Raw genomic sequence first — 21,351 nt, forward strand, 5'->3', positions numbered from 1 at the left:
CAGCCATGTCGCTTTCGCGGCAACACCATCTGCCGTGATCTGGTCTCCGTTAGCGGCTGCTTGCTTGAGGCGTATTGACCCGGACTCAAGCGTGCCGCACGGCTTGGTCAGGTTAACCGTCACAAGGACCGTATCGCTCGCGTCCTTGATCTGGATAAACGCATTTCGTTATACACAACTCCGGCAAAATTCCCCTCAAGAAAGATTTGAAGGAAAACGATGGGCTGGGCAGGCACTGAATTTGAGACGATAGACTTGGGCGATGAGCGGCGCAACAAGCGGGCCATCCGGCTGGTGGAGCGCTTGAGCGCCCAGCCCATGGCGAGCGTGCCGCAAGCCTGCGGGGACTGGGCCGACACCATGGCGGCGTACCGGTTCTTCGGCAACGAGGAAGTCGATTGGCGTGCGATTTTGGGCGCGCACACGGACTGCGCCAAGACGCGCATGGCCGGGCACGAGGTGGTGCTGTGCATTCAGGACACGACCGAGCTGGACTTCAACGGGCAGGAGGCCAGCGGCCTGGGGCCGCTGAGCTACGAAGCGCAGCGCGGCATGTACGCGCATCCGACCTACGCCGTGTCGACTTCGCGCGAACCGCTGGGCGTGCTCGACGCGTGGATGTGGGCACGCGAACCCAAAAACAAGGACGGCAGCCGCCCCGGCATCAAGGAGAGTGTGCGCTGGGTGGAAGGTTACGAGCGGCTGGCCGAAATGGCCGCCGAGTTGTCCGGCACCCGGTTGGTGTACCTGGCTGACCGCGAGGCCGACATCATGGAGTTGATGCGGCGTGCGCGCGCGCTGGGCACGCCTGTGGACTGGCTGCTGCGCTCCCAACACAACCGCACCCTGTCCAGCGGCGACAAACTCTGGATCTCTGTGTTGCAAAGCGAGCCTCTGGGCGAAATACGCTTTGTAATGGCCTCGCGCAAGGGCCAGCGCGCCCGTGAAGTGGTCCAGCAGGTGTGGGCGCAAATGCTCGAACTGCCCGATGGCAAAGGCCACTTTGTGCAGGCCAGTTGCATCGTGGCCAAGGAAATGCAGCCTGCCGCAGGCGACAAGCCTGTCGAGTGGCGGCTGCTGACCAATCTACCGGTGCAGAGCCTGGAGCAGGCCGCGCGCATGATTGACTGGTACCGGGCCCGCTGGGAAATCGAGATGTTCTTTCATGTCCTGAAGAACGGCTGCCGCATCGAGGCGCTGCAACTGGGAAGCATCGAGAAGATTGAGCGCGCGCTGGTGCTGTACATGGTGGTGGCCTGGCGTATCGCCCGGCTGATGCGGCTGGGGCGAAGTTGCCCGGACCTGGATGCCCAGTTGATGTTCGAGCCCGATGAGTGGAAAGCCGCCTACATCCTGAACAAGCAGAAGCTGCCAAGCAAGCCGCCCACGCTCAACGAGGTGGTGCGCTTGGTTGCCAGACTCGGTGGCTTTCTAGCGCGCACGGGTGATGGTGAGCCGGGCGTGAAAACCATCTGGCTTGGTATGCAGCGCATTCTGGACTTTGCCGCCGGCATCAGGTTCTCACGCGAGCTTCAGGCTCAGGGGACTTGTGTATAACGAAATGGGATAAACGAGCCCCCCACCCCCTCGTCTGCGAAGGCAATCGTGGCAAGTGAGCGGGCGTCACGGTGAGGGGTTGAGATAGAGAGGGCCATGGTCTTATTCCGGGGTTAGGTGGTCGGCAATGACAGCCCTGAAGCTGGTTGTCGGGTGGATAGCGATCACGGTGTAGGTCAGGTGCTTATCGATTTCGCTGAATTGGTATGCCCCCGTTACGGGGTCGGTCCACATGGAGCGAACGGCCACGAGGTCTATGTCGCGCAAGAGAACGACGCGGCAGTAGGTCGGGGGAGGTTCCCCGGATACCGCCTTGGTTTTCACCGTCCCGGTTATGGACCCTGTGACAAGAGCGCCATTCACGTAGTCTTTCAACGAGTTAGACAGTGGAGGTATGGCATACATGGACGCAGCATTTGTAGCCATGATTACGCCCAAGGTCCGGTTATGTCAAAAAAGGCAGCTGGGTGGTAGGGCTGGGCTGTTGGATCAATGGGCGAGGCTGTGGCCGGTATGGCGAGCAGCCGCCTACCCAGTGTCAGCCCTTGCCCTGAAATAGTGTCAAATGGCGGTATTTTCGACGCCTGTAATATGGCTTGCGGGCAGTGGAGCACCTCGGTTAACACCGACCGTATCCCGTTACTACTCACAGGAGTTACTGCTAAGCCGGGGGACGCCAACATTAGTTTTCCTGTGTTTCCGGGGAAAACCCCGAAAGTAGTCGCGTTGCCTGACCCTTCGCCAGACCCACTGGCATAGCCCGGTATTTGCTCTGCGGTGACGGAGGACCCTGTACCCGCATTGCCGCGTGCCATGTACAGACCTGGATTCGCATGTAGCGCGAGACCAAAGTTGGCATACATCTGATTGGTGCCGGTTTCTCCTGCAATCATGCAATTGAAGGAGTCCACCGTGGACTTCAATGACGGGAAGTCGCCGAAGCCATGGATCGCCATTGCCGTATAGGTGGGTCCACCATATCCGGGCGAAGCTGCCCACGCATTTCCGAGGTACAGACGCTTTGTGTTTGCGATGAGCACCCACGGGATAACGTCTGCCCCCGCTGCATAGGCTTTCGTTAAGTAGAGACCCCCGCTTTGCTGGGTGCTGGTTGGGAAAATTCCTGTGCCTGCGCTCACCGTGGTCATGGTCTCGTAGCCCAAGATCCGAGTGTCTATCGCGTTGGTGTCATTGACACGCAGGTTGAAGCGGTTGCCTGTCAGATCAAGGCTGCGGTACACCGCCAAGTTGGTTCCGCTAAAGCGCTTCTCCCAACCCGCAGGGGCCATCTTGGCGGTGATAGTTCCAGTGGCCGTTCCGTTTGCTACCGCTGTAGCGAACTTGATGACGTTAGCGGCGACAGCGGTCACCTTTTGCTCGCCATTGAGGTCGGCAATGGACGAGCCTGCCACCAGCACCACGGCTTCCACGGGGGCAGCGTGATCCAGTGGAAAAGTCATGGTGCAGACGCCCCCTGAGACGACGACTGACGAGGCGGTTTGAATGCCCCAGCCGTTGACCAAGCAGGCGTCCATGAGGGCGATTAGGGAACCAGCCTGCCCACGAAGAACAGGTGCCCCGAGCATCCCGGAGTGGAAGAATTTAACAGAGGTATCTACGGGTGAAGTCATGGCGTTTCTTTCTTACGGGCGGTCCACATCACCCCGAAAGGCGAGGGAAAATTGGTCGCTGTCGAGTGACGATGGGCCTTGCATCACAGTGCGGATCACCCAAAATGGCGAGCCACAGGCGGCGGTATTGAAGCGCAGCACGTTACCCACGGACCAGCCTGCGCCCCATCCACCTTCAGGCAACGTGAAGTAGGGAGCCGAGGTCGCGGGGTTGATCGGCGAGCAGTTCGCCCCTGTGATGCCTGTACCGATGATTCCAACGGACTCCCCCACGATCCGGTATTCGGTGGAACTGGTGAAAATCATGGCCCAGCGTTCGGAGATCGCCCCCCGGTTCGTGACAGTGATGGGGAACTGGCCCTCGTTGTAGGCTGGCAACGGTGCAGTGCCAATCAACTCGTCAGCCCACAGTCCTGCCCACGTTTCCTGCTCGATGTACGTGTGTGGTCGGGCGAACAGGTCGCCAAACGGCAGCGCACTGGAGACAAACGAGGTGCCAGCCGGGAAGGCGTGCGTCAGGGCTCGGGTGAATTTCACCTGCCCTGAAATGTCGGCCTGCGAGCAAAGCAGCAAGTCCTCAATCCGGTGCTCCACGCTGAAGGGCTCGGTGTACATCGACAAGTCAGCATCGGTGTTCAGGGCCAATGTTCCGGGGGTGAGGATCGAGACGTACAAATTGCTTGGCACTAAGGCCCCTGCCGCGTCCTTGACACGCACAGAGGCCAGCCGGGTGCGCCCCAGTGGGTACGCGGTCCCCTTGACGGCAGGGTTGGGCAGTTGGGTGGTCAGCGTGTTATGCACCACCACCAGGTCGCCCGTGCGGTAGATAGGCACGCGCCCGTCAAGCGGCAGGCGCACGGTGTCGATGCCCAGCAATGCTTTGTCCAGCGGCAGGTATTGCAAAAACACGGCGTTGTAGCTCAAGGTGTCCGCTGGAATCTCAGGTGAGGATGCCCACTTGACTGTGCCGCGCTGGAAGTCCACTGTGCCCGTGAAGCCGTCCCCTAACAAGACGCCTGACTCATTGGCACTGGCGATTCGCGCCCCTGACTGCAGTTGCATCACGCCGGTCTTGAGCGGGGCGCTGGCTGTGCGGAATACGCCACCGCCGACTTGTTTAGCTGCCTCATCCTGTACGGCATTACTCCAAGTGATCGCATTGGAAAAGTTGGCAGGCAGGCTCGTCACCGTGATGACTCCATCGCTGGTTAGCGTGCCTGCAGACGCAACAGCCGGGACCCCTGTCAAGGTATCCCAACCTCGCCGCAGTACACCATCAACCACAGAGTAGGTTTCTCCGCCCATCGTGAATGCCATGCCACTCATGCGCAGAGGAACGCCCCCCGTGTAAACCACTGCAGTCCACCCCGTTGCGGTTTGCACGTTGGTAACTGCCTTCTCAGTGCTGATCGTCTCGTAGGTAGTCGTGGTCGTGGTCGTGGTCCCGGTGGAGTAGGCTGGGGCAGTCAGTGCGCCGAAATCGGCGATGGTGAACTGCGTCAGCACCAGCTTTCGGCTCTTGTAGGTCTCTAGTACCCATGCGCCTACAGGTGCCGCGTCCCAGTCAAACCACATGTAAATGTCAGCCGAAGCCATCAGGGTAATCAGGCCCGATGCGTAGTCGATAGAACCGACCCGTATTTCGCTGCCGTTGTTCGCAATGCCGTCCTCTTTGTTGCCGTGGTAGCGGGCGTAGACGTTGCCGTTGCGGTCAAACACATCCACCACGGATGCAGGATAAATCGCGTTCGGCGGGGTCGTGATGGTCAGCTTGCCGACAAGAGTGCCCGGCCCAACGGGAAGCTGACTAGCGTCCGCTTGGTACTGGTAGGCATTGGCATTGGTCACAGGGGTTACGGTGATGTCCACTCGGGTCTCGAACACTGTCCCGGTGACTGAGACCAACCCATCGGGGAAAACGTCGGGCTCAAAGGTGGCTGTTCCACCACCCAGTCGCCCGGTGGCGTCCCCGGTGATTAGTCCCGTTGCGTCAACACTGGCGGTGTAGGTGGTCCCTGCCCTCGACCATGACATCGTGACGGGGAAGGACGACGATTCAGGCATCTGCAGTCGCGCACCAAAGCGCAAGGGAAGGCGGTCAGGATGGACGGCCACAGCGCCAGCTTTATTGCCCCATGTGGCGATCAGCAAGCTGCCAACGTCAGGGACAGCGCCCAGCGTTGCAGCCATGGAGCCGGTGGTGGGGTCGAGCATGCCCGTGCCGTAGCTGATGTCCGTGCCGCCAAGTTTCCCCGTGCCGTTGTCCACCATCTCGTACCAGCGCCCCTGTGCCATATACGCCAGCGTGAAGCTGCTCGCGGCAGGCGGTGGCTCAAACGCATTGACATAGGCCCGTCCCTGATTGGCAACGGTGACCAAGAATGACGCCGAGTGACTTGCCACCTGCGCCACAGTGGCGGGCAGGTACGTCGCAGTGACGTTGTTGTATCCGTAGTCCGGTGCGTCACTCGCAAAGGTCACGGTGCCCAGCTTGTACTCGACTTTCCCGACAGTCAGCGTCCCCTGCTTGAGATCGCCTGCATCGTCGGTGAAGTCGCCAGAACTTGTTACCAGTCGCAAACTGCCGGGGGATATTGGGGTGGGTAGCGTTATCAGTGTGCCCGGTCCAATCTGCCCCCCGCTCGTCATAGTGAGCGTTGACTGTGCCGTAGTAGCAATGCCGGTTCGGTTCAGCAACGGGTACAGGTCGATGATCGGGCTTTCCACCGTGGCCGCTGGCACGACAGGGGTATAAATGCCGCCTGCTGCTATGACACTAAAGTCGCCAATTGCACCAGCCGAGGCCAGCGGCTTGATGCCGAAAAACTTGGCCCCGCCTGCAATGTTGGTTGAATAGGACTGTGCATACGCTTCTTCGTCTAGCCCCACGCGAAGCGAGGGCGGTCCAAAGAAGTCGAATTCCAAGGGATTGCCGATTTCACAACTTGCCACCAGCGCTGACACCAAGACGGTGCTACCGGATTCAATCACGGCGACTTGCTGACGCGCAGTGCTCACGCGCAAGATACGCACGTACTGTTCCTCCCCCGTGGGGTTGACCAGCACAATGGCGTCCCCGCCTGCAGGCGGCGTGCCTTCAACCATGCAGATCAATTTGAGAATCAACGACCCGGTGTAGTGGGTGTCCCACAGGCGAAACACCAAGCGAGGGCCTTTGACAAGGTACTTTTCAATCCGGTCCTGCGCGACACGGCGCTCGTCGGCCCATCCCGTTGTCTGCATCAAGGTGCAATGCACCAGTTCGTCGTCAGGAGCGTCCGTGACGATGGCATGCGCGCCCATCAGGGTGTCGGTGTCATCCGAGTGCGCCACGCCGAACAGTTTGCGGGCGGCGACACGACCCAGTGCGCGGTCCACTGCCGAGGTGTCGGGAAACAGGTTGTTGCTCTGCCCGTCGATCACGGCAACGCCCGTCATGGCACCTCCGCCTTCGGGCACATCGGCCATGACGGCGGATTTCAGCAGCTTGATGTCTTCGGTGAGGATCGGCATAGTGAGTTATTTCTCCAGGAAGCGAAAGGTGGGCAGGTAAAGCGTCTCTTCGGTGTACTCGCCATCAGACAGGCGCCAGACAGGTGCGGCGGTGAAGCCTTTTCTGGACTGGTCAAAAAAGACGGCGCGGGGCATGCCACGCACGGTCAGGGTCAACTCGATGCCCGGCAGCGCGGCCCAAGCCTGCAGCGTGTCGCACACGGCGCGAGTCAGCCAGGCGGCGGTTTCCAGCCCTTCGAGCGTGATGGGCCGGCCGGCCTGCTTCATGGCGACATCGACAAGCAGCGCGCCGGTCGTGCTGAATTCGGTGCTTTGCTCGACTGGGCTCCAGTCGTATTCATCAAGCCACTGCAACCGGTCGCTCAAGGCGGTGGTGGTGCCGTTGTAGGTAAGGAGGATGGTCATTTAGCCGGCCGTGAGTCGTGCGTTTTGGAAGGCAGCGACCAGGCGCTGGGCGTCCGCGTCGCTGGTCAGGTTGAATTCATCGGACTTGCCGTTGTTTTCCAGAACGACGCGGTACGTTTTGGTCTGGGCGCCACTGGTCGAGCCGGCCGCGTTGGACAGCACGAGCTGGTCGATCTTCTTTTGCAGGTTGGTGCTCCAGTTCGAGCCGTCGTCCAGAGGCGAAGCAACCCTGAGCCCGGGGCCGTTGTAGGGCAACGCGGTTTTCTTCGACAGTTCCAGCGCCTGCGCTTCGGTCAGGCCCGAGTCCTTGGCGCGCTGGTAGATGCTGGCCTGGCTTTCTACGGCGACATTGACGCGCTGGCCGGCCGTGTTCAGGCTGTAGCCTTCCTTGTCGATGTTCAGGCGCTCGCGCTCCAGGGCATTTCGCCGCTCGACCAGGGCGTTTTCTTTTTCAAGCAGGCCGATCTGGCGCTCGGTGTAATCGGCGCTGAGCTTGTATTTCATCGCCAGCCGGTCCTGCGCGTCTTCAAGCGCCCTCACCTGCTCGGCGGTCAACTTGACCTGTTCGCCCAGCTTGGCCGTGGCTGCCTGACCTTCGCCCATCGCCTTGACGACAGTCTTGCCGGCGCTGTCGGTCTGGATCTCCAGGCCGCGCATGGCCGCCTGGCTCTTGATGGTTTCCGTGGCCACGCCGTTGTTGGCCGCGATGGCTTTTTCGGCATAGGCCTTGAAAGCATTCGTTAGGTCTGCAGCGGTCGATGTGCCATCGGCCTTGATGCGGTCATAGTAGATCTTTGCCGAACTGGCGACCATCATCAAGCTGGCCTGGCTAGAAATGCCCAGCGCTTCGAAAGCTTCAGCCGTTAGCTTGGCAGCATCCTGCGCCGCCTTGACCGAGTCCTTCGCTGCTGCAGGCGTAGCCTGCAAGGCTTTTTTGATGTCCTTGATCTTTTCGGCGGCCGCTTGCAAGTTGCCGCTGGCGATCAGCGCGGCGTATTCGTCCTTGAGCTGGCGCACAGCGACTGTGGCGGCAACGTCAGCGGCGCGCTTGTCGTCGGTGGCCTTTTGCGCATCACGGCTTTTTTGCCGGGTTGCTTCGAGCTTGGCGCCCACGTCGTCAATCGCCTTGGCAGCCACATCAGCGGCTGGCTTTGCGCCCGTCATGGCCCCGGCCAGCCGGGCAAAGCCGTCACGGGCCTGCTGGGCACCATCGGCCACATCTAAGAACGCGGCGCGGGATTTGTCGCTCAAGGCCTGCGCTGCAGCAGCGGTAGCATCCGACGACAGCCGGATCTCGGCCGCAATCGCTTTGTACTGCTGCGACAGCGCGCCAAAGGTGACCTTGCTTGATGCTTCATAGAGCGCCGCCAGACCCGACTGAATGCCACTGGCCACCGTGGCAAAGCCGCTTCCCAGCGCGTAGATGCTTCCCAGCACGGCATTGGTGCCGCCCGACATCACGCCATAGGCGAGCTGGACACTGTTACCGGCCTTGGTGGCGTATTCACCGATGCGGGTGAATACCTCGCCAGTTCGGTCGGCAAAGCCGCGCAGGTCGGCCGTGATCTGCTTGAAATCGATCTGCGCGGCAAATTCGCGCACCCACTTGATGCCCGCCTGAAAGGACGCGGCAATCGCTTCGCCGAAGCGAGCAATGGTGCCGTCCGAGACGGCCGACTTGAAGGCGCCGGCCAGCTGGTCCACGCCATCCTTGAGCACGGGCAGTACCGGCGTGGCCAGCGCGTTCTTGAGCGTGTCCCACGCGCTGGACAGGTCGCTGAGCGAGCCGTTCAGGTTGTCCTGCATCACCTTGGCGGTGGCGGCGGCACTGCCCTCCGCATTCTTGAGCTTGGCGGTCAGGTCGTCCAGCGCGCCCATGCCTTGGTTGAGCAGTGCGCGCAGCGCCGGGCCGGCTTCCTGCCCGACCGCGTTGATCGCCTTGGCGCCTGTCGGGCCGGCCTTGGCCAGCTGGTGCAGTGCGGTCTCGAAGTTGCTGGTGGTGATGCCGGCCGCGCTAAGTTCCTGGCGAAACTTGCTGGCCGGGTCGCCGAACTGGCTCATGATGCTGTTCAGGGCCGTGCCCGCCCGGCTGGCATCAATGCCCGCGTCGGCGAATTTGCCGATGATGGCGACCGTGCTTTCGAGCGACATGCCAAGGCTTTGCGCCACGGGCGCTGCATAGCTCAGAGCCTGCGCCAGACCGGTCACGCTGGTGTTGGTGGCGTTCGCACCCAGCGCCAGCACATCGGCCACGCGGCCCGCGTCGGTAAAGGCCAGGCCCATGCCCATAACGGCCTTGGTCAGGAATTCGCTGGCGGTGCCCAGCTCGATGTCGCCGGCCTGCGCCAGGTTGAGCACGGCCGGCAGCGCGGCAATCGCGTCCTTGGCCGACAGGCCCGCCTTGGCCAGGTTTTCCAGAGCGCCCGCCGCTTCGGTGCTGGTGAATTTGGTATTGGCGCCCGCGTTTTCGGAGGCCTTGCGCAGCTGGGCCATTTCGGCAGCACTGGCTCCCGTGGCGGCCTGCACGCGGCTCATGGCCTGCTCGAAGTCGGCGGCGCCCTTTACTGCGCCGGCAAAGGCCTGGACACCAAAGTAGCCCAGGATAGCCACGCCCACGGCCATGACCCGGGCCTTCAGGCTGTCGAACACCGAAGACGCGTTGTCCTTGGCGTTGATCAGGATCTCAATGGGCTTCATGGCCATGGGCGGTGTACTCAATAAACAGGGTTGACGGGCAATGCAGCGGCTTCAACTAATGCCGTTTTGGCAGCAGCACTTGAAGCCGCACGGCGCTGTGCGGCGCCGTGGCGGGGGTGGCGCGCAGGCTGCGCGCCGGCAGGGTTAGGCCATCGAGACCCTGTAGTAGCGGCTGATGCCCACGCCGGTCTTGGTCGAATCGAGCAGCACGGAGCCCTCGACATCCAAGGCGCCGAAGTCCTTGTTGATCAGCGCGAGCTTTTTGGTGATGCCCTGGCTGGCGCGGTAGATGTCCACCACCACCGGCTTGCCGCCGTCCGCCTCGTTCAGGCCGCCAAAGGTCAGCGCCAGCTCGACCGACTTGGTGGTCATGGCCTCGATCACGGCATAGGCGCCGTAGGTGTAGCTGATCCAGAGCTTGTCGGCGTCTGTTACGCCTGCAGCATCGGCATTGATGAAGATGCCTTCAGGGCGCACTTCGTAATTGCCCGGCGCGGTAACCACCGTGGCAGCGCCAGCGGTGGCGCCCTTCTGGACCGTCACGGCCGTGGGCTGGATGTGCGCCAGGCGGACCAGACCGCCCAGCGTGGCGGCATGCTCCTCGTCGATCACGTCACCGGCGGCCTTTTCCGACGCCTCGCCAAAAATGGCGCGGGACAGGTTGACCACGTTCAGATCAGCCAGCTTCATGGTGATCTTGGCGTCCTTGATACGGCGTACCTCGGCATGGGTGCCGCCACCTAAGGCGGTCATGTCGTCTTGCTTCTTGACGTCCTCATCGTGCTCCAGTCCGAGTTCGAGCACGTTGCCAATGGGCATCGGCAGGCCTTCGCTGCCGTAGATCTTGGCATACACCTGGCCCACGGTCATGGACGGCTTGTAGATCTGTTTGATGATTGACATGGCGGGGATTCTTTCGGTAAGTGGTTGGGAAAATAGAAGGTTCAGCGCGTCAGCACCTGGCCGTGGTACACGGTGCTGGTGGCAAAGACCAGCTCCAAGCCAGCCTGCCCTTCGGCGGCAAACTCGGGCTCGCGCACGGTCTGCAGCGCCAAGCGCCGCCACACACGGCCCGATAACTGGCCGGGATGCCAGTTGTGCAGGCTGCCGATGACAGCGGCCAGCGCGGCGTCCAGCTGCCCGGCCGCCTGGTCGCTGCGCGGCACGACCAGGGTGACGGTCCAGGCAGGATCGAGCGTGACGGCAGTCGCCTCGCTGTCGGTCGTTCGCGCCCCGGTACAGCGCACGTCGGCAGCGGGCATCGAGCGTCGCTCGCTTTGCTCGGTGCCGGTGCGCACGGCCCAGCCGGTCAGGGCGGACAGGGCCGCCAGGCGGGCCTTGAGGTGGAATTCGAGCGCGAGCATCTAAGCCACCGGGAACACTTGCAGCTGCAACCAGCCGGTTTCATCGGGCACCGTGCCGCCTGCCACGCGATGAGCCGCGCCATTGATCAGCAGCATGCTCCCCTCGACGATGCCGGGCGCATGCCCGCCATCGAACCCACAGATGCGGCTGGATGCGTCCAACACGCCGTTAAACGGATCGGCGGGCGCACTGTCCAGGATGACGCCGAACGGCGCGCCGCCCTGGTAAGACGCCACGGCGTTGGCCAGCGTGGCAGCGCACCCCTGGTTGATCAGCGCGTCGATGTCGAAAAAGGGGGGAAGCGTCATGGCAATCAGGTCCGCTTGGCGCGCTGGAGCATGCCCGGGCGGGTGCATATGAACAGCGGGTAGCTGTAGATTTCGGGCCGCGCCCAAGCCTGGCGATCCTTGTCGATTACCACCATGGCGTACACGTCCTGGCCAGGCGTGTTGACGAACGGCAGGAACTCGCCTGGCGAGAAGGCCGACACGAACGCACCAGGCGCGCCCGCCGGGAAGAACTTGCAGGCGTTGGTGTTGATGGCCACCGTGCTGTTGTCGTCGGTGCCCCGGTAGTTGACGAACAGGATGTCGCCATACATGAATGAGCTAAAGGCCCGGCCCACGTTGTTGCGCAGTTCGCTGGCGCCTTGCTGATTCAGAAAAGTGCCGCGCACTTCCGGGTTGGCCGTCAGGTCATCCCAAAAAGCATCACCACACAGGCCCACCGCATAGGTGTTGCCGTCGAGCCAGGCGCCACCGGCCGCGCGCTGCATGGCGCGGGTCACGGCATTGCATTTCTTACGTACCGCGCCCTCAGCTGCAGCAGCATTGTCCAGGTCAAAGTCCAGTTCGTCGGGCTGGGCAATACCGAACTCGTTGAACCAGTTGTAGATCGTGCTTCCATCGGCATCGACCACGATGCCCTGCACCGCACCCAGGCGCATGTTCTCGTGCGTCAGTTCCACGGCCGAGCGCAGGCCGGTGGTTCCATCCATGATCTCGGCAATCTCGTTTTGCACACTTTGCAGTTCGCTCTCGGTGCCAAACGCACGGATGCCGTCGAGTTCGGTGGCATACAGCGTGTGACCGCGAGCGATGCGTGCCGTGCGGAAGTCCTTCATGTCGCGCTTTTCGCGCTTGCCCTCTTCCAGCGGCGCACCGCGCTCGCTGGTCTGGATGAGGGAGAGCACGCCGCCCTTACCTTCAATCGAGACCATCTGCGTGCGCACGCGCTTGGTGGTGAACAGGTTGAGGTCGCCGAGAAAGCGCGGCTTGTAGGGCGCGCGCTGCACGGCGGCGGAGAGTTCGACCATGTTGAAGGGGCGACCGCTGAAAACATCCATGTGAGCCATGTCTTGTCCTTGTGTGATTTGTGGTGGGTGCTGACGATCAGCGGATGACGATGCCCAGCAGCTTGAGCTGGGCGGTGGCGGCGATTTTTTGGTTGCCGGTGATGCCTGCGGGCCAGCCCAGGGCGGTGCCGTCCAGTTCGGTGTCGCGGGCGCTGACGACGGCGGCCTTGTCGGCGGCGCTGGCGTTGACTTCGGCAAACAGCACGGCAGCGGCCGCTTCGCTGCCATCGGCGGCTCCGGGCGCGAGCTGGGTGTATTTGCCGCTTAGAGTGATCTTGCCCAGCACGCTGCCGGGCGCCAGGTTCTGGCCGCTGATGAGCGTGACGACTTCGCGCGAGCGCGTGCCGCTGGCTTCGCTGATGAGGTGTTCGCCGGTGTGGCGGCCTTCGGTGAGGGTGGTCATGGCAGTGATCCTGTTGCGTTGAAGAGTGCGTTAGGGGTGAAAGCGGCGCGTCAGGCCTTGATGCCAAAAGCGCGGTTCCACGAACCGGCCAGGGTCGCCGGGTCGTCCTGCGCATCGGGCTTGCCCTCGACGCCGGAAACCTTCGGATTGCCGACATGGGCCATGGCGGCGGCAAACGGGTTGCCCTGGCTAGCTGCTGCCACGGGCGCGACGCCCAGAATGCCGTTGGCCTGCTCGGCGCTCAAGCCGGTGTTGACGCACTGAATCGCCAGAGCCATGTTGGTCGCCGCGCCCTGGTGCGTCAGGATGGCGCCGACGCGGGCGCGCTCGGCGGCCGCGCCCTGGGCGCGGCCGCCGTCCACATCGGCCTGCGTGAAGCTGGCCGCTGCGGGTGCGGAATTGGCGGGGGTTGGACCGCCGGGGGTGGTGTTGCCTGACATGGTGTTTCCTTTGTGGTTGTCGTTGGCGGTGGATCGGGCCGATGGCCCGGCGGAATACGAACGCACGCGCTGCGCGGCCAGTTCGGTAATCAATTGGTCGGTGGTCGAGATGCGGTCGGCCAACCCGCAAGCGATGGCGGCCACGCCCCGGTACATCGCGGCCTGCGTTTTGCGCACCTCGTCGGGCGCCATCTTTCGCTGCAGGGCCACGGCGTTGATGAACTCGTCGTACAGGTCGTTCATTTCGCCCTGCAGCTGGACGCGCACGGCTTCGGGCAGCGGCTCGAAGGCATTGCCATCGACCTTGCGCGCGCCGGCAAAGATGTGCGTGACGGCCACGCCTTCCAAAGCCAGCGCCTGCGATAAATCCACATGGCGCATCACGACACCGATGGAGCCGGCGTAGCCGGTGGTGGTCAGTACCAGCTCGTCGGCGGCGCTCGCGCCCAGGTAGGCGGCCGACGCGGCCATGCTGTCAGCAATCGCCAGCATGGGCTTCTTGCCGCGCAATGCAAAAGCGCGTTGCGCATACTCGAAGGCGCCAGCGACCTCCCCGCCCGGACTGTCGTACACCTGCAGCACGGCATGGATGTCCGGGTGGTGCATGGCCTCTTCCAGGTCAGCCGCCACATCGTTGTAGCCCAGCAGCACGGTCGAGTCCGCTTCCATGCGGGTGCGGTGCACCAGCGCGCCGCCAATGCCTAGCACCGCCACGCCATCGACCACGCGGTAACCCCGGTCCGAGCGCTCGCCCTTGCGGGTCGTGAACATGGTGGGCACGGCGGGCTGGCCGATGGCGTCAAGCTGCAGCGGCGCGCCGGCCAGGCGCTCGCCCAGGCCGGCGATGATGGCGTCGAGCTTTTGCGGGTGGATGAGCAGCGGCGTGTTGAAGATGCGCGCGGCCAGGTGGGGGTATTTCATTCGTTGCCTTGTGGTTGCGCGGTGCCGGGAACGGCGTCATCTAGCTGTTCTTCAGGCTGCTCGACGGGCTGTGCAGACGTCTGCACGGGCGCGGCCGTATCGAGCGGCAGGCCGCGCGCCAGCTTCATGGCACGCTCGACGGCCAGCTGGTCCATCACTTCCTCGTAGTCGTCGCCCTGCTCCGCGCATTCCTTCTCCAGCGTGGACAGGCCCGCCTCCATGCGCATGACGGCCGCTTGCGCCTCCTTGACCGGGTCCACCCAGCCGCGACCGCCGAAGATGAACTTGGCCCGGGTGTAGGCGTACTTGTTGGCGTAAAAACCGGGCGCCTCGATCTCGCCCGCGTTGACGGCTTCCTCGAACCACAGCGCATAGATGGGCTGGAGCCAGTAGTCCATCAGCCAGCGGCGCCGACCGTGAAAGTAGCGCCACGCCTCCAGTAGCGTCGCCCGGGCGCTGGACCAGCTCGTCTTGCTGAAGTCCTTCATCAAGAGTTCATACGGCAGGTTGACGCCCACGCCGATCTGCCGATGCAGCACGTCCATGAAGGCCGAGAAGGCCGCGTTGGGCCGGCCCGGCGTGAAGCTGCTCATGCGCGCGCCGGCGGGCAGCGGAATCACCGCCGCACCCTGCAGCTTGCCGATGCTCTGGGCCTGGCCCACGGACTTGTTCCAGGCGGTGCGCGGGTCGTCGCCGAACAGCGCGGCAGCCGATTCCTGGTCAAGGTCCGACTCCAGAAACGCCGCCACCAGCGAGTTGGCGAGACTCGCCTGCAGTTCGTTGCTGGCGTATTTGCCGGTCATGTGAAATTCGCGCATCACGGCCGACACAATGGGCCGGCCCCGCGACTGGCCGGTGCGCTCCTTGTCGTGCAGATGGATGACGCGCGGGCGGCCCCAGTCGGTGAAGGCCGGAATGCGGTCCCACTGCTTGAGCTGCGAAACCGTCGCGCCATAGACGCCGTAGGCGTCGCCCGGATGGCGGCGCAGCAGGTGGTAGGCGGTCGGCGCGCCGTAGGTGTCCAGCTCGATGCCAGCGCGAATGTCGTCGCGAAACTGCAGGCCGTCGGGCGTGCACAGGCGGTCGGCTTCCATAACCATCAGGCGGGTGCTCCAGCGGCTGCCCGGGCGCGGCAGCCACAGCGGCAGCGCAAACGCATCGCCGTTGAGCATCGCGCCGCCCAGCGCCTGCACCGTCATGCCCAGCAGGTTCAGCGAGCGGGCCGCATCGCATTCGGTGGTTTCGGCCCAGCTGCGGAACTTGGCCTCGACATCGTTGCCCCAGGCGTGAGCCTGCTCCCGCGTCCAGCCCAGCAGCCGGTAGTCGGGCATGGCGCTCAGGCGCAGGACCGGGCCGACGATGTTGTCGCGCAGCGTCTGCATCGCCCCGCCCATGACGCCGTTGTTGCGGCTCAGGTCGCGCGAGCGCGCGGTGAGCGCGTCCAGGTCGGGCAGCAGGTCGGCGTCGGCGCTGGCCGCTGGCGGGGTCCAGCCGCTCAGGGCCAAATCGGTGAACGAGGCGCCCTGGTAGGCGGATAGGCTGGCGCCCGCACCTGCGCCCTTGAGGGCATGCGCGGCGTGGCGGCTGGCGGGGCGTTTGCTGCGTGCCATACGTCAGACCAGGTAGATCGGGCGGCGGTCGAACTGGCCGTTGCGGCGGGCCAGCTCGGCAGCGACCTCGGCCGCCTCTTTGCGGATGTGATCGGTCTGCTGCTGGAACTGGACGCTGCGCCCGTTGCTGGTAGCCGAGGTCGGGCCAGTCAGCCGGTCATGGAGCGAGTCCATGAGGCGCTGGCGCAGCGCTTCAAGATCAGATGTGGAGTAGTAGCTGTAAAGACCCATGCCCCGAGAATGCCGGGGCGGCGCGGACATTTACAGCTGACATTGTCACCAAATCATGTCCGCTTGCTCAAATATTCGGACAAACGAATTCGTAAACGAATAGTCAATGAAAAGCTGCTGTGCAGCGTTAGCTGCCGTCCATGAACGACCGTTTTTGTAATATGCAGATTAATCTTTATAGATAAGACAATGACTATGGAAGTGCTTCGTATTCTTTCTGGCTCATGCTGCTGTACTCAGGTTCAATCATTTTCACTTCGTCATACGTCAAGCCATAAAGCTTATAAACCATATCGTCAATCTGTCGCTCCAGCGTAATCGTGTTTGCACCTTTTGCTTTGGCCTTCAAAATTGAATTTATCTTGGCAATGAAGGGTTGCTGTGCTTGTTTGCCAATAACAGGTATGGGCAGCTTAGAAACTTGATTTTCAAAATATTCAAATACGCCGTTGCCAGTTTGCTTGCCGATTGATTTATAGTGAAAATTCAGGGTTTTTGAATTCAACAAAGCAAGTGCGTATTTGATGCATACCTCGGGGTTGGTTGCAAAAATTGCCGTGGTGTTGGTAAGGCCAATGAATTCAGTGCTTTCATCCAGACAGAAAATGTTTTCCTTGGCACGGTATGAGCACCACAACTTATCATATTTATAATACTCCTTGTGCATGGGGCGGCTAAAACGCCACCAAACACGGCCTTCATTTTTGACGGTTGCGCGGTTTTCTAATTTAGCTTTAAACGACTGCAGGTGTGCTTTTATATTTTTATCCAATTTCTCGTAACTTGGTATATCTTCAAAATACAAAATAAATTCCAAAGCCGATTTATAAGTATATTTTTCAATAACTCCACCACTCATGCGCTTTTTAATATACTTTGCATCGAATTGCACAGGGTAATGATCGAAGCAAAATACCTCATTAGCGGCAGTTTCCATACCCTTTCCAACGTGGAATAAGTCTCCACAGGTTTTGTGAGAGCTTTCAATTTTTTTATTGAGCGCTGCAATGTCATTTTTAGCCAAAGCAAAAACACGGTTCTCTTCTAAAATAACATTGAAATATCCAGCATTACTATTAACCTCACGTATCAATTTGTTCTTGTCATAATTTGCTTCAACGAAATTTTTCACCTGTGTTGTGCTGTTGGCAACATGAGGTTTGTTTAAAAAAAGCATCATTGACGTGATGCTGGCTTCGTCAAACACTTGATACTTTTCAAAATTTATTATTTTTTCAATCGAACTACTTTGCAAAAGATGATTGCGCAGTTTCTGGGCTTTATCCGAGTACATCATTGCATTTGAGATAATAAATGCAGTTTGTAGCTTTGAAATTTTTCCAGCCAATGCCAAAAAGTAAAACAGGATGTCGCTCTTATCCATATAAACTTGTGGATAATTGAGTGGCAAGTAACGCAACATAGTTGAGCCGCCGCCAAAACTGTCAATGTTAAAATATGGAGGATTTCCAATAACTATATCAAATCCATCATAATTTCCTGCTTCATCCAGAACTTCGGGAAACTCCAGCCTCCATTCAAATGAATTTGAATAAATTTTATTGCTCTTGGCATTTTCAACAGCTAGTTCCCATTTGACAATGTCAGCGTTAAGATTAGCAGCAAGCTTTTGTTTTTCTTTTTTCTTATTGCTGTCTTCTTCAAACAGTGCAGCCTGTCCTTTCAATGTCTTCAACGCACCTTGCACTTTTTTAAGTTTTTCCAGGTTGGGATCATTGGTCTGCAGCTCTTCTCGGAACTTATTTTTAATATCGTTGATTAAAATCTCAAGCTTCCGTTTTTGCGTTTTGTCACTTGTGTTGCGGTAGCTACTTACGGCAGCACGATAATCTTTCACAGATATTTTACTTTTCTTCAAAGCGTTTTTTAAGTCTGTATCCAGCGCAAAGCGGCTTATCAGACTATTGCCACATTTGATATTAATGTCGATGTTAGGAAGCGTTTCCAGCGTACCATCTGGCAGATAATAAGCACTCTTCAATAACTCGATCCACAATCGGAGTCGGCAAATATTTACCGAGTTTGGGTTAATATCAACCCCAAACAAGCAGTTTTCAATGATTTTCTGCTTTTCCTGGAACATGGTTTTTTGTACTAGGTTTTTTTCTTTACTGCCTTTCTTGTATTCAAACAGCTCGCCTTCGTCGCTGGTCACAATAAGCTCATCGTTCTCTATGGTGATGTCGTAATCGAGCAAAGTGCCCTCTTCATCCACCAGCAAACCCAGCCTGCTTTTAATATACAAAATCTCATTGAGGGCGGAAACTAAAAAATGTCCGCTGCCTACCGCAGGATCACAAATTTTCAGGCTGTCAATCAGTGCGTTACTGTCTTTCTTTTTGATGTGGTGATCTTTGATCTCGTTTTTTAATCCCCCTTCGCCCACAAGCGCCGTACAAGTCCAGCTGTATTTTTCATTAAACTTTTGGAGAATAGCTTTTTGGATAGTTTGACGCGCCATATACATGGTCACAAAGCTGGGGGTATAGAAGCTACCGTCTTTATAGCCGTTGATTTTCTCGAAAATCAATCCAAGCACCGATGCACTGATCAGATTTTTCGTTTCAACTACTACCTCATCACTGCTGTCATTGGCAAAGTTATATGCATCTAAAAACTCAAACAAATAAGACAGTGTTTTTGTTTTTCCATTTTTACAGTTTTGTGCGCTGTCTTTCACTACGGTTCTTGGATAGTAAGCAATTTGCATGCTATCAGACAATGCACTGATGCCAATACCAGAATTTTCTTCATTCTGCATCTCAAACAGTGAACTGTTGAGGTATGGTATATATGAAAAGCTCTTATTTTTTCGGTTCGGTAGGCGCCGCGCTAAAGTGTCAAAAAACAAACTTTCTAATTCATCGTAACTGCTGATTTTTTCGATATTTAAAAAACGGCTTTTTTTATCTCCTGTCCAAGTCACGATTTGTGACTCCAGAAGTTTTAGAAATAAAATGCGGTTTACCCAGATGATGATGAGTTTGATCACATCTTCAAACGCATGAGGTTTCCCTTGCTGGTCTAGCTTATCAGCAATACCATCATACAGGCCGCCTGCAGTGCTTGACGCACTAATCAGTCTTTTGCCACCGTCCTTTGTCTCCTGCAAACCCAGTATGTATAGCAACTCGTTATAAAACTCACGATTCAAACTATTGGCATCATTAGGATTAAATGCCTTTATCAAACCATCTGGACTGAGGAGCTTATAAATGGCTGTCAGATCTTTGTCTTGAATTTTATCAGGCGCAGATATATTAAAGTAGGCGCAGTCAATGGTTACTTCGGTAAATAGATCATTTAGCATCTTGGGAAGATGTGCTTCTATGGCTGCATAGACTTCAGCCGTGCTTTTGGTTAGCAGATTAGGATTATGATAAGCATGAAAGTTTTTTTTCAACTGCTCATTGCGCCAAAATAAACGATCAAAATCTTTGGCATCAAATACAAACCACGCATAAAAATCAGTGATGATGATATGGGTTAGCTTGTCGTTGCCTCGCTCTCGCTCTTGCATGAAGTAAAAAATAGCTTCATGAAACGATTTACGATTCAAATCATGAACCGTAATCATGTCTTTACTGCCAACGACTTTGGCTTCAATGATGACGTTAATATCGTTGCCAGTCAGAATTGCAAGGTCAATTCCGCTTTGCCCTTTCTGACTATAAGGGCGGCAGTTATAAGCAAGCGGATTCGATTGTAAAAATGGCATCAATGCCCCAGCAACGATATTTGGTTCGCTTTGCTTGCTAGCTCTTTGCTGCTGCACGTCCTGGACATACTTTAGAGCAGCAACTTTAAATTCCTCAAAATCGCTTGAAACAATACTTTTTTGTGAAAGCAAGGGATTAAGAAATTTGCGTGGAGTTTGGATGGAAATTTGCATTTTTTCTAAATTGTTCAGGGTTTCGTGAAAACTAGTTAATTAAATTTAGACCTCAGCCTCGGTCTTTTCGGCAAGTTACCTATAGTAGTTTGTTTCAGCTCCGTCCAATGAAATATATGTATTCAGATTTGGCAGTAGATGGTTGAGCCAGAAAACCTGTTTAAGGGATCCTAGCTCAACAACTTTAATGATCTCTTAAAGCGCTCGGCAGTGAATTGATTCGGTCTTTATAGTCCATTGATTGCTTTGGCCACGGCATCAGTAATGATTGTTTACGTTAACAACATCACCAAATTGACAAGCATTTGGAATGCCAATGTTAATTTTGAGTTTCGAAAACAGAGTCGAGCAATTAAACGACGCCAATCAGTCTGAAACGGACTTCCGTTTTTCAGCGTATCCAGGTATTCAACACCGGCAGCTTTCTGGAAGTTCAATTCCTACATCTTGCCTGCTCGTCTGCGGTCATTCACGACGGCCCACATGGTGCCCATTGCTGACGGCCAACGTACGGCATCCTACGTTGGCGACCCGGCGCCCAAGTCCGGTTGCAAGATGATGTCCCTCTACGTTTAAGATCATCTCATCGATCACGACACAACCGTACGAAGCGCATCATGTACGACACAACCCCAGTCAACCCGCTAAGCCTTGAGGCTCAAAAGGCCTTCTTGAACTTGTTTGCGCCGATCATGGACGAAATGTCAAAGGAGGCACAAGTCGAGATTGAGCGATTTGATGCGGCATTTTCTGCGGACCACAACGCGATAGGACGAATACTTCGCGTACACCTTGTGATCGAACAGTACATGAACGAGCACATTAAGGTGGAATACAAGATCAACAATTTGGAGGAACTCAGGCTTACATTCAGCCAGAAGACAAAGCGCTTAAAGGATGGGCTTTCAGCGGCGGCATTCGTAAAGCCCGCGATTCAGAACGTAAATTCAGTGCGCAACAAATTCAGTCATACGCTGACTCCAAAAATCGAATGGGGAGCCATCAACAACGTGACCGATGTGATGAAAGTCGCGCGCAAGGGCTTGGTCTATTCCGAGCCCATCGATGCCATAGAAGCGTTTGCCCCAGTTGCCTGCGCGTTCCTGATCAACGCTCCTAGCAGTAGGCGCGCCCAATTTGAGCAATTATTTCAGTCGGGCAAGATGAAGTTCTCAGCGAATACTTTCTTTTGACAGCCGTTGGTTTTACCTCAAACCAGTCGGCAACGAGCGCCCGCTCCCGGTCGATTCCCGAAATAGGCCTTGACGAAAGCAGGGCCATATTGCTGACAGTCGGCGTATGTCACCCACG

The 21,351-nt window shown here is 58.0% G+C and carries 15 protein-coding genes; 2 read left to right on the forward strand and 13 right to left on the reverse strand.

Translation table 11 applies throughout. The features are described 5' to 3' along the window. Positions 1-219: 219 nt before the first annotated feature. Positions 220-1,557 (forward strand): IS4 family transposase, encoded by a 1,338-nt coding sequence (locus H4V98_RS13330; RefSeq protein ID WP_280757283.1) that lies wholly within the window; start codon positions 220-222, stop codon positions 1,555-1,557. Positions 1,558-1,985: 428 nt separating this feature from the next. Here the strand turns inward: H4V98_RS13330 and H4V98_RS13335 are convergent, their stop codons facing one another. The 13 genes from H4V98_RS13335 to H4V98_RS13395 all read right to left on the reverse strand — a co-directional run bounded on the left by H4V98_RS13335 (position 1,986) and on the right by H4V98_RS13395 (position 20,040). After that, positions 1,986-3,188: a hypothetical protein gene (locus H4V98_RS13335; protein WP_280757545.1), complete on the reverse strand. Its 1,203-nt coding sequence runs from the start codon at positions 3,186-3,188 to the stop codon at positions 1,986-1,988. Positions 3,189-3,200: 12 nt separating this feature from the next. Continuing rightward, a complete protein-coding gene (locus tag H4V98_RS13340; RefSeq protein ID WP_280757546.1) occupies positions 3,201-6,701 on the reverse strand; it encodes a hypothetical protein in 3,501 nt (1,166 codons plus the stop codon). A 6-nt stretch (positions 6,702-6,707) separates the two neighbouring features. Further along, entirely contained in the window at positions 6,708-7,106 is a 399-nt protein-coding gene (locus H4V98_RS13345) for a hypothetical protein (protein WP_280757547.1), read from the reverse strand. Then, the gene (locus H4V98_RS13350; protein ID WP_280757548.1) at positions 7,107-9,809 is read right to left on the reverse strand and encodes a phage tail tape measure protein; all 2,703 of its coding nucleotides are present in this window, start codon (positions 9,807-9,809) and stop codon (positions 7,107-7,109) included. 138 nt (positions 9,810-9,947) lie between these two features. After that, positions 9,948-10,706 (reverse strand): hypothetical protein, encoded by a 759-nt coding sequence (locus tag H4V98_RS13355; protein WP_280757549.1) that lies wholly within the window; start codon positions 10,704-10,706, stop codon positions 9,948-9,950. 41 nt (positions 10,707-10,747) lie between these two features. Then, positions 10,748-11,167: a hypothetical protein gene (locus H4V98_RS13360; protein ID WP_280757550.1), complete on the reverse strand. Its 420-nt coding sequence runs from the start codon at positions 11,165-11,167 to the stop codon at positions 10,748-10,750. Next, positions 11,168-11,476 (reverse strand): hypothetical protein, encoded by a 309-nt coding sequence (locus H4V98_RS13365; RefSeq protein WP_280757551.1) that lies wholly within the window; start codon positions 11,474-11,476, stop codon positions 11,168-11,170. It abuts the gene before it with no gap. A gap of 5 nt (positions 11,477-11,481) precedes the next feature. After that, positions 11,482-12,522 carry a major capsid protein gene (locus H4V98_RS13370; RefSeq protein ID WP_280757552.1) on the reverse strand — a complete coding sequence of 347 codons (1,041 nt, stop codon included), beginning with the start codon at positions 12,520-12,522 and terminating at the stop codon, positions 11,482-11,484. Positions 12,523-12,559: 37 nt separating this feature from the next. Then, complete coding sequence (locus H4V98_RS13375) at positions 12,560-12,925, reverse strand: head decoration protein (protein ID WP_280757553.1); 366 nt, start codon at positions 12,923-12,925, stop codon at positions 12,560-12,562. Positions 12,926-12,975: 50 nt separating this feature from the next. Next, complete coding sequence (locus H4V98_RS13380; protein WP_280757554.1) at positions 12,976-14,286, reverse strand: S49 family peptidase; 1,311 nt, start codon at positions 14,284-14,286, stop codon at positions 12,976-12,978. Further along, positions 14,283-15,896, reverse strand: coding sequence for a phage portal protein (locus tag H4V98_RS13385; protein WP_280757555.1), 1,614 nt, complete (start codon positions 15,894-15,896; stop codon positions 14,283-14,285). Before H4V98_RS13385 ends, H4V98_RS13380 begins: the two co-directional genes overlap by 4 nt. Before the next feature lie 3 nt (positions 15,897-15,899). Next, complete coding sequence (locus H4V98_RS13390) at positions 15,900-16,157, reverse strand: hypothetical protein (protein ID WP_280757556.1); 258 nt, start codon at positions 16,155-16,157, stop codon at positions 15,900-15,902. A gap of 163 nt (positions 16,158-16,320) precedes the next feature. Then, the gene (locus H4V98_RS13395) at positions 16,321-20,040 is read right to left on the reverse strand and encodes an Eco57I restriction-modification methylase domain-containing protein (RefSeq protein WP_280757557.1); all 3,720 of its coding nucleotides are present in this window, start codon (positions 20,038-20,040) and stop codon (positions 16,321-16,323) included. Positions 20,041-20,657: 617 nt separating this feature from the next. Between H4V98_RS13395 and H4V98_RS13400 the strand changes: the two genes are divergently transcribed. Then, positions 20,658-21,233 (forward strand): hypothetical protein, encoded by a 576-nt coding sequence (locus H4V98_RS13400; protein ID WP_280757558.1) that lies wholly within the window; start codon positions 20,658-20,660, stop codon positions 21,231-21,233. Positions 21,234-21,351: the final 118 nt, after the last annotated feature.

This window comes from Polaromonas sp. CG_23.6, assembly GCF_029892315.1.
Taxonomy (GTDB): domain Bacteria; phylum Pseudomonadota; class Gammaproteobacteria; order Burkholderiales; family Burkholderiaceae_C; genus Polaromonas.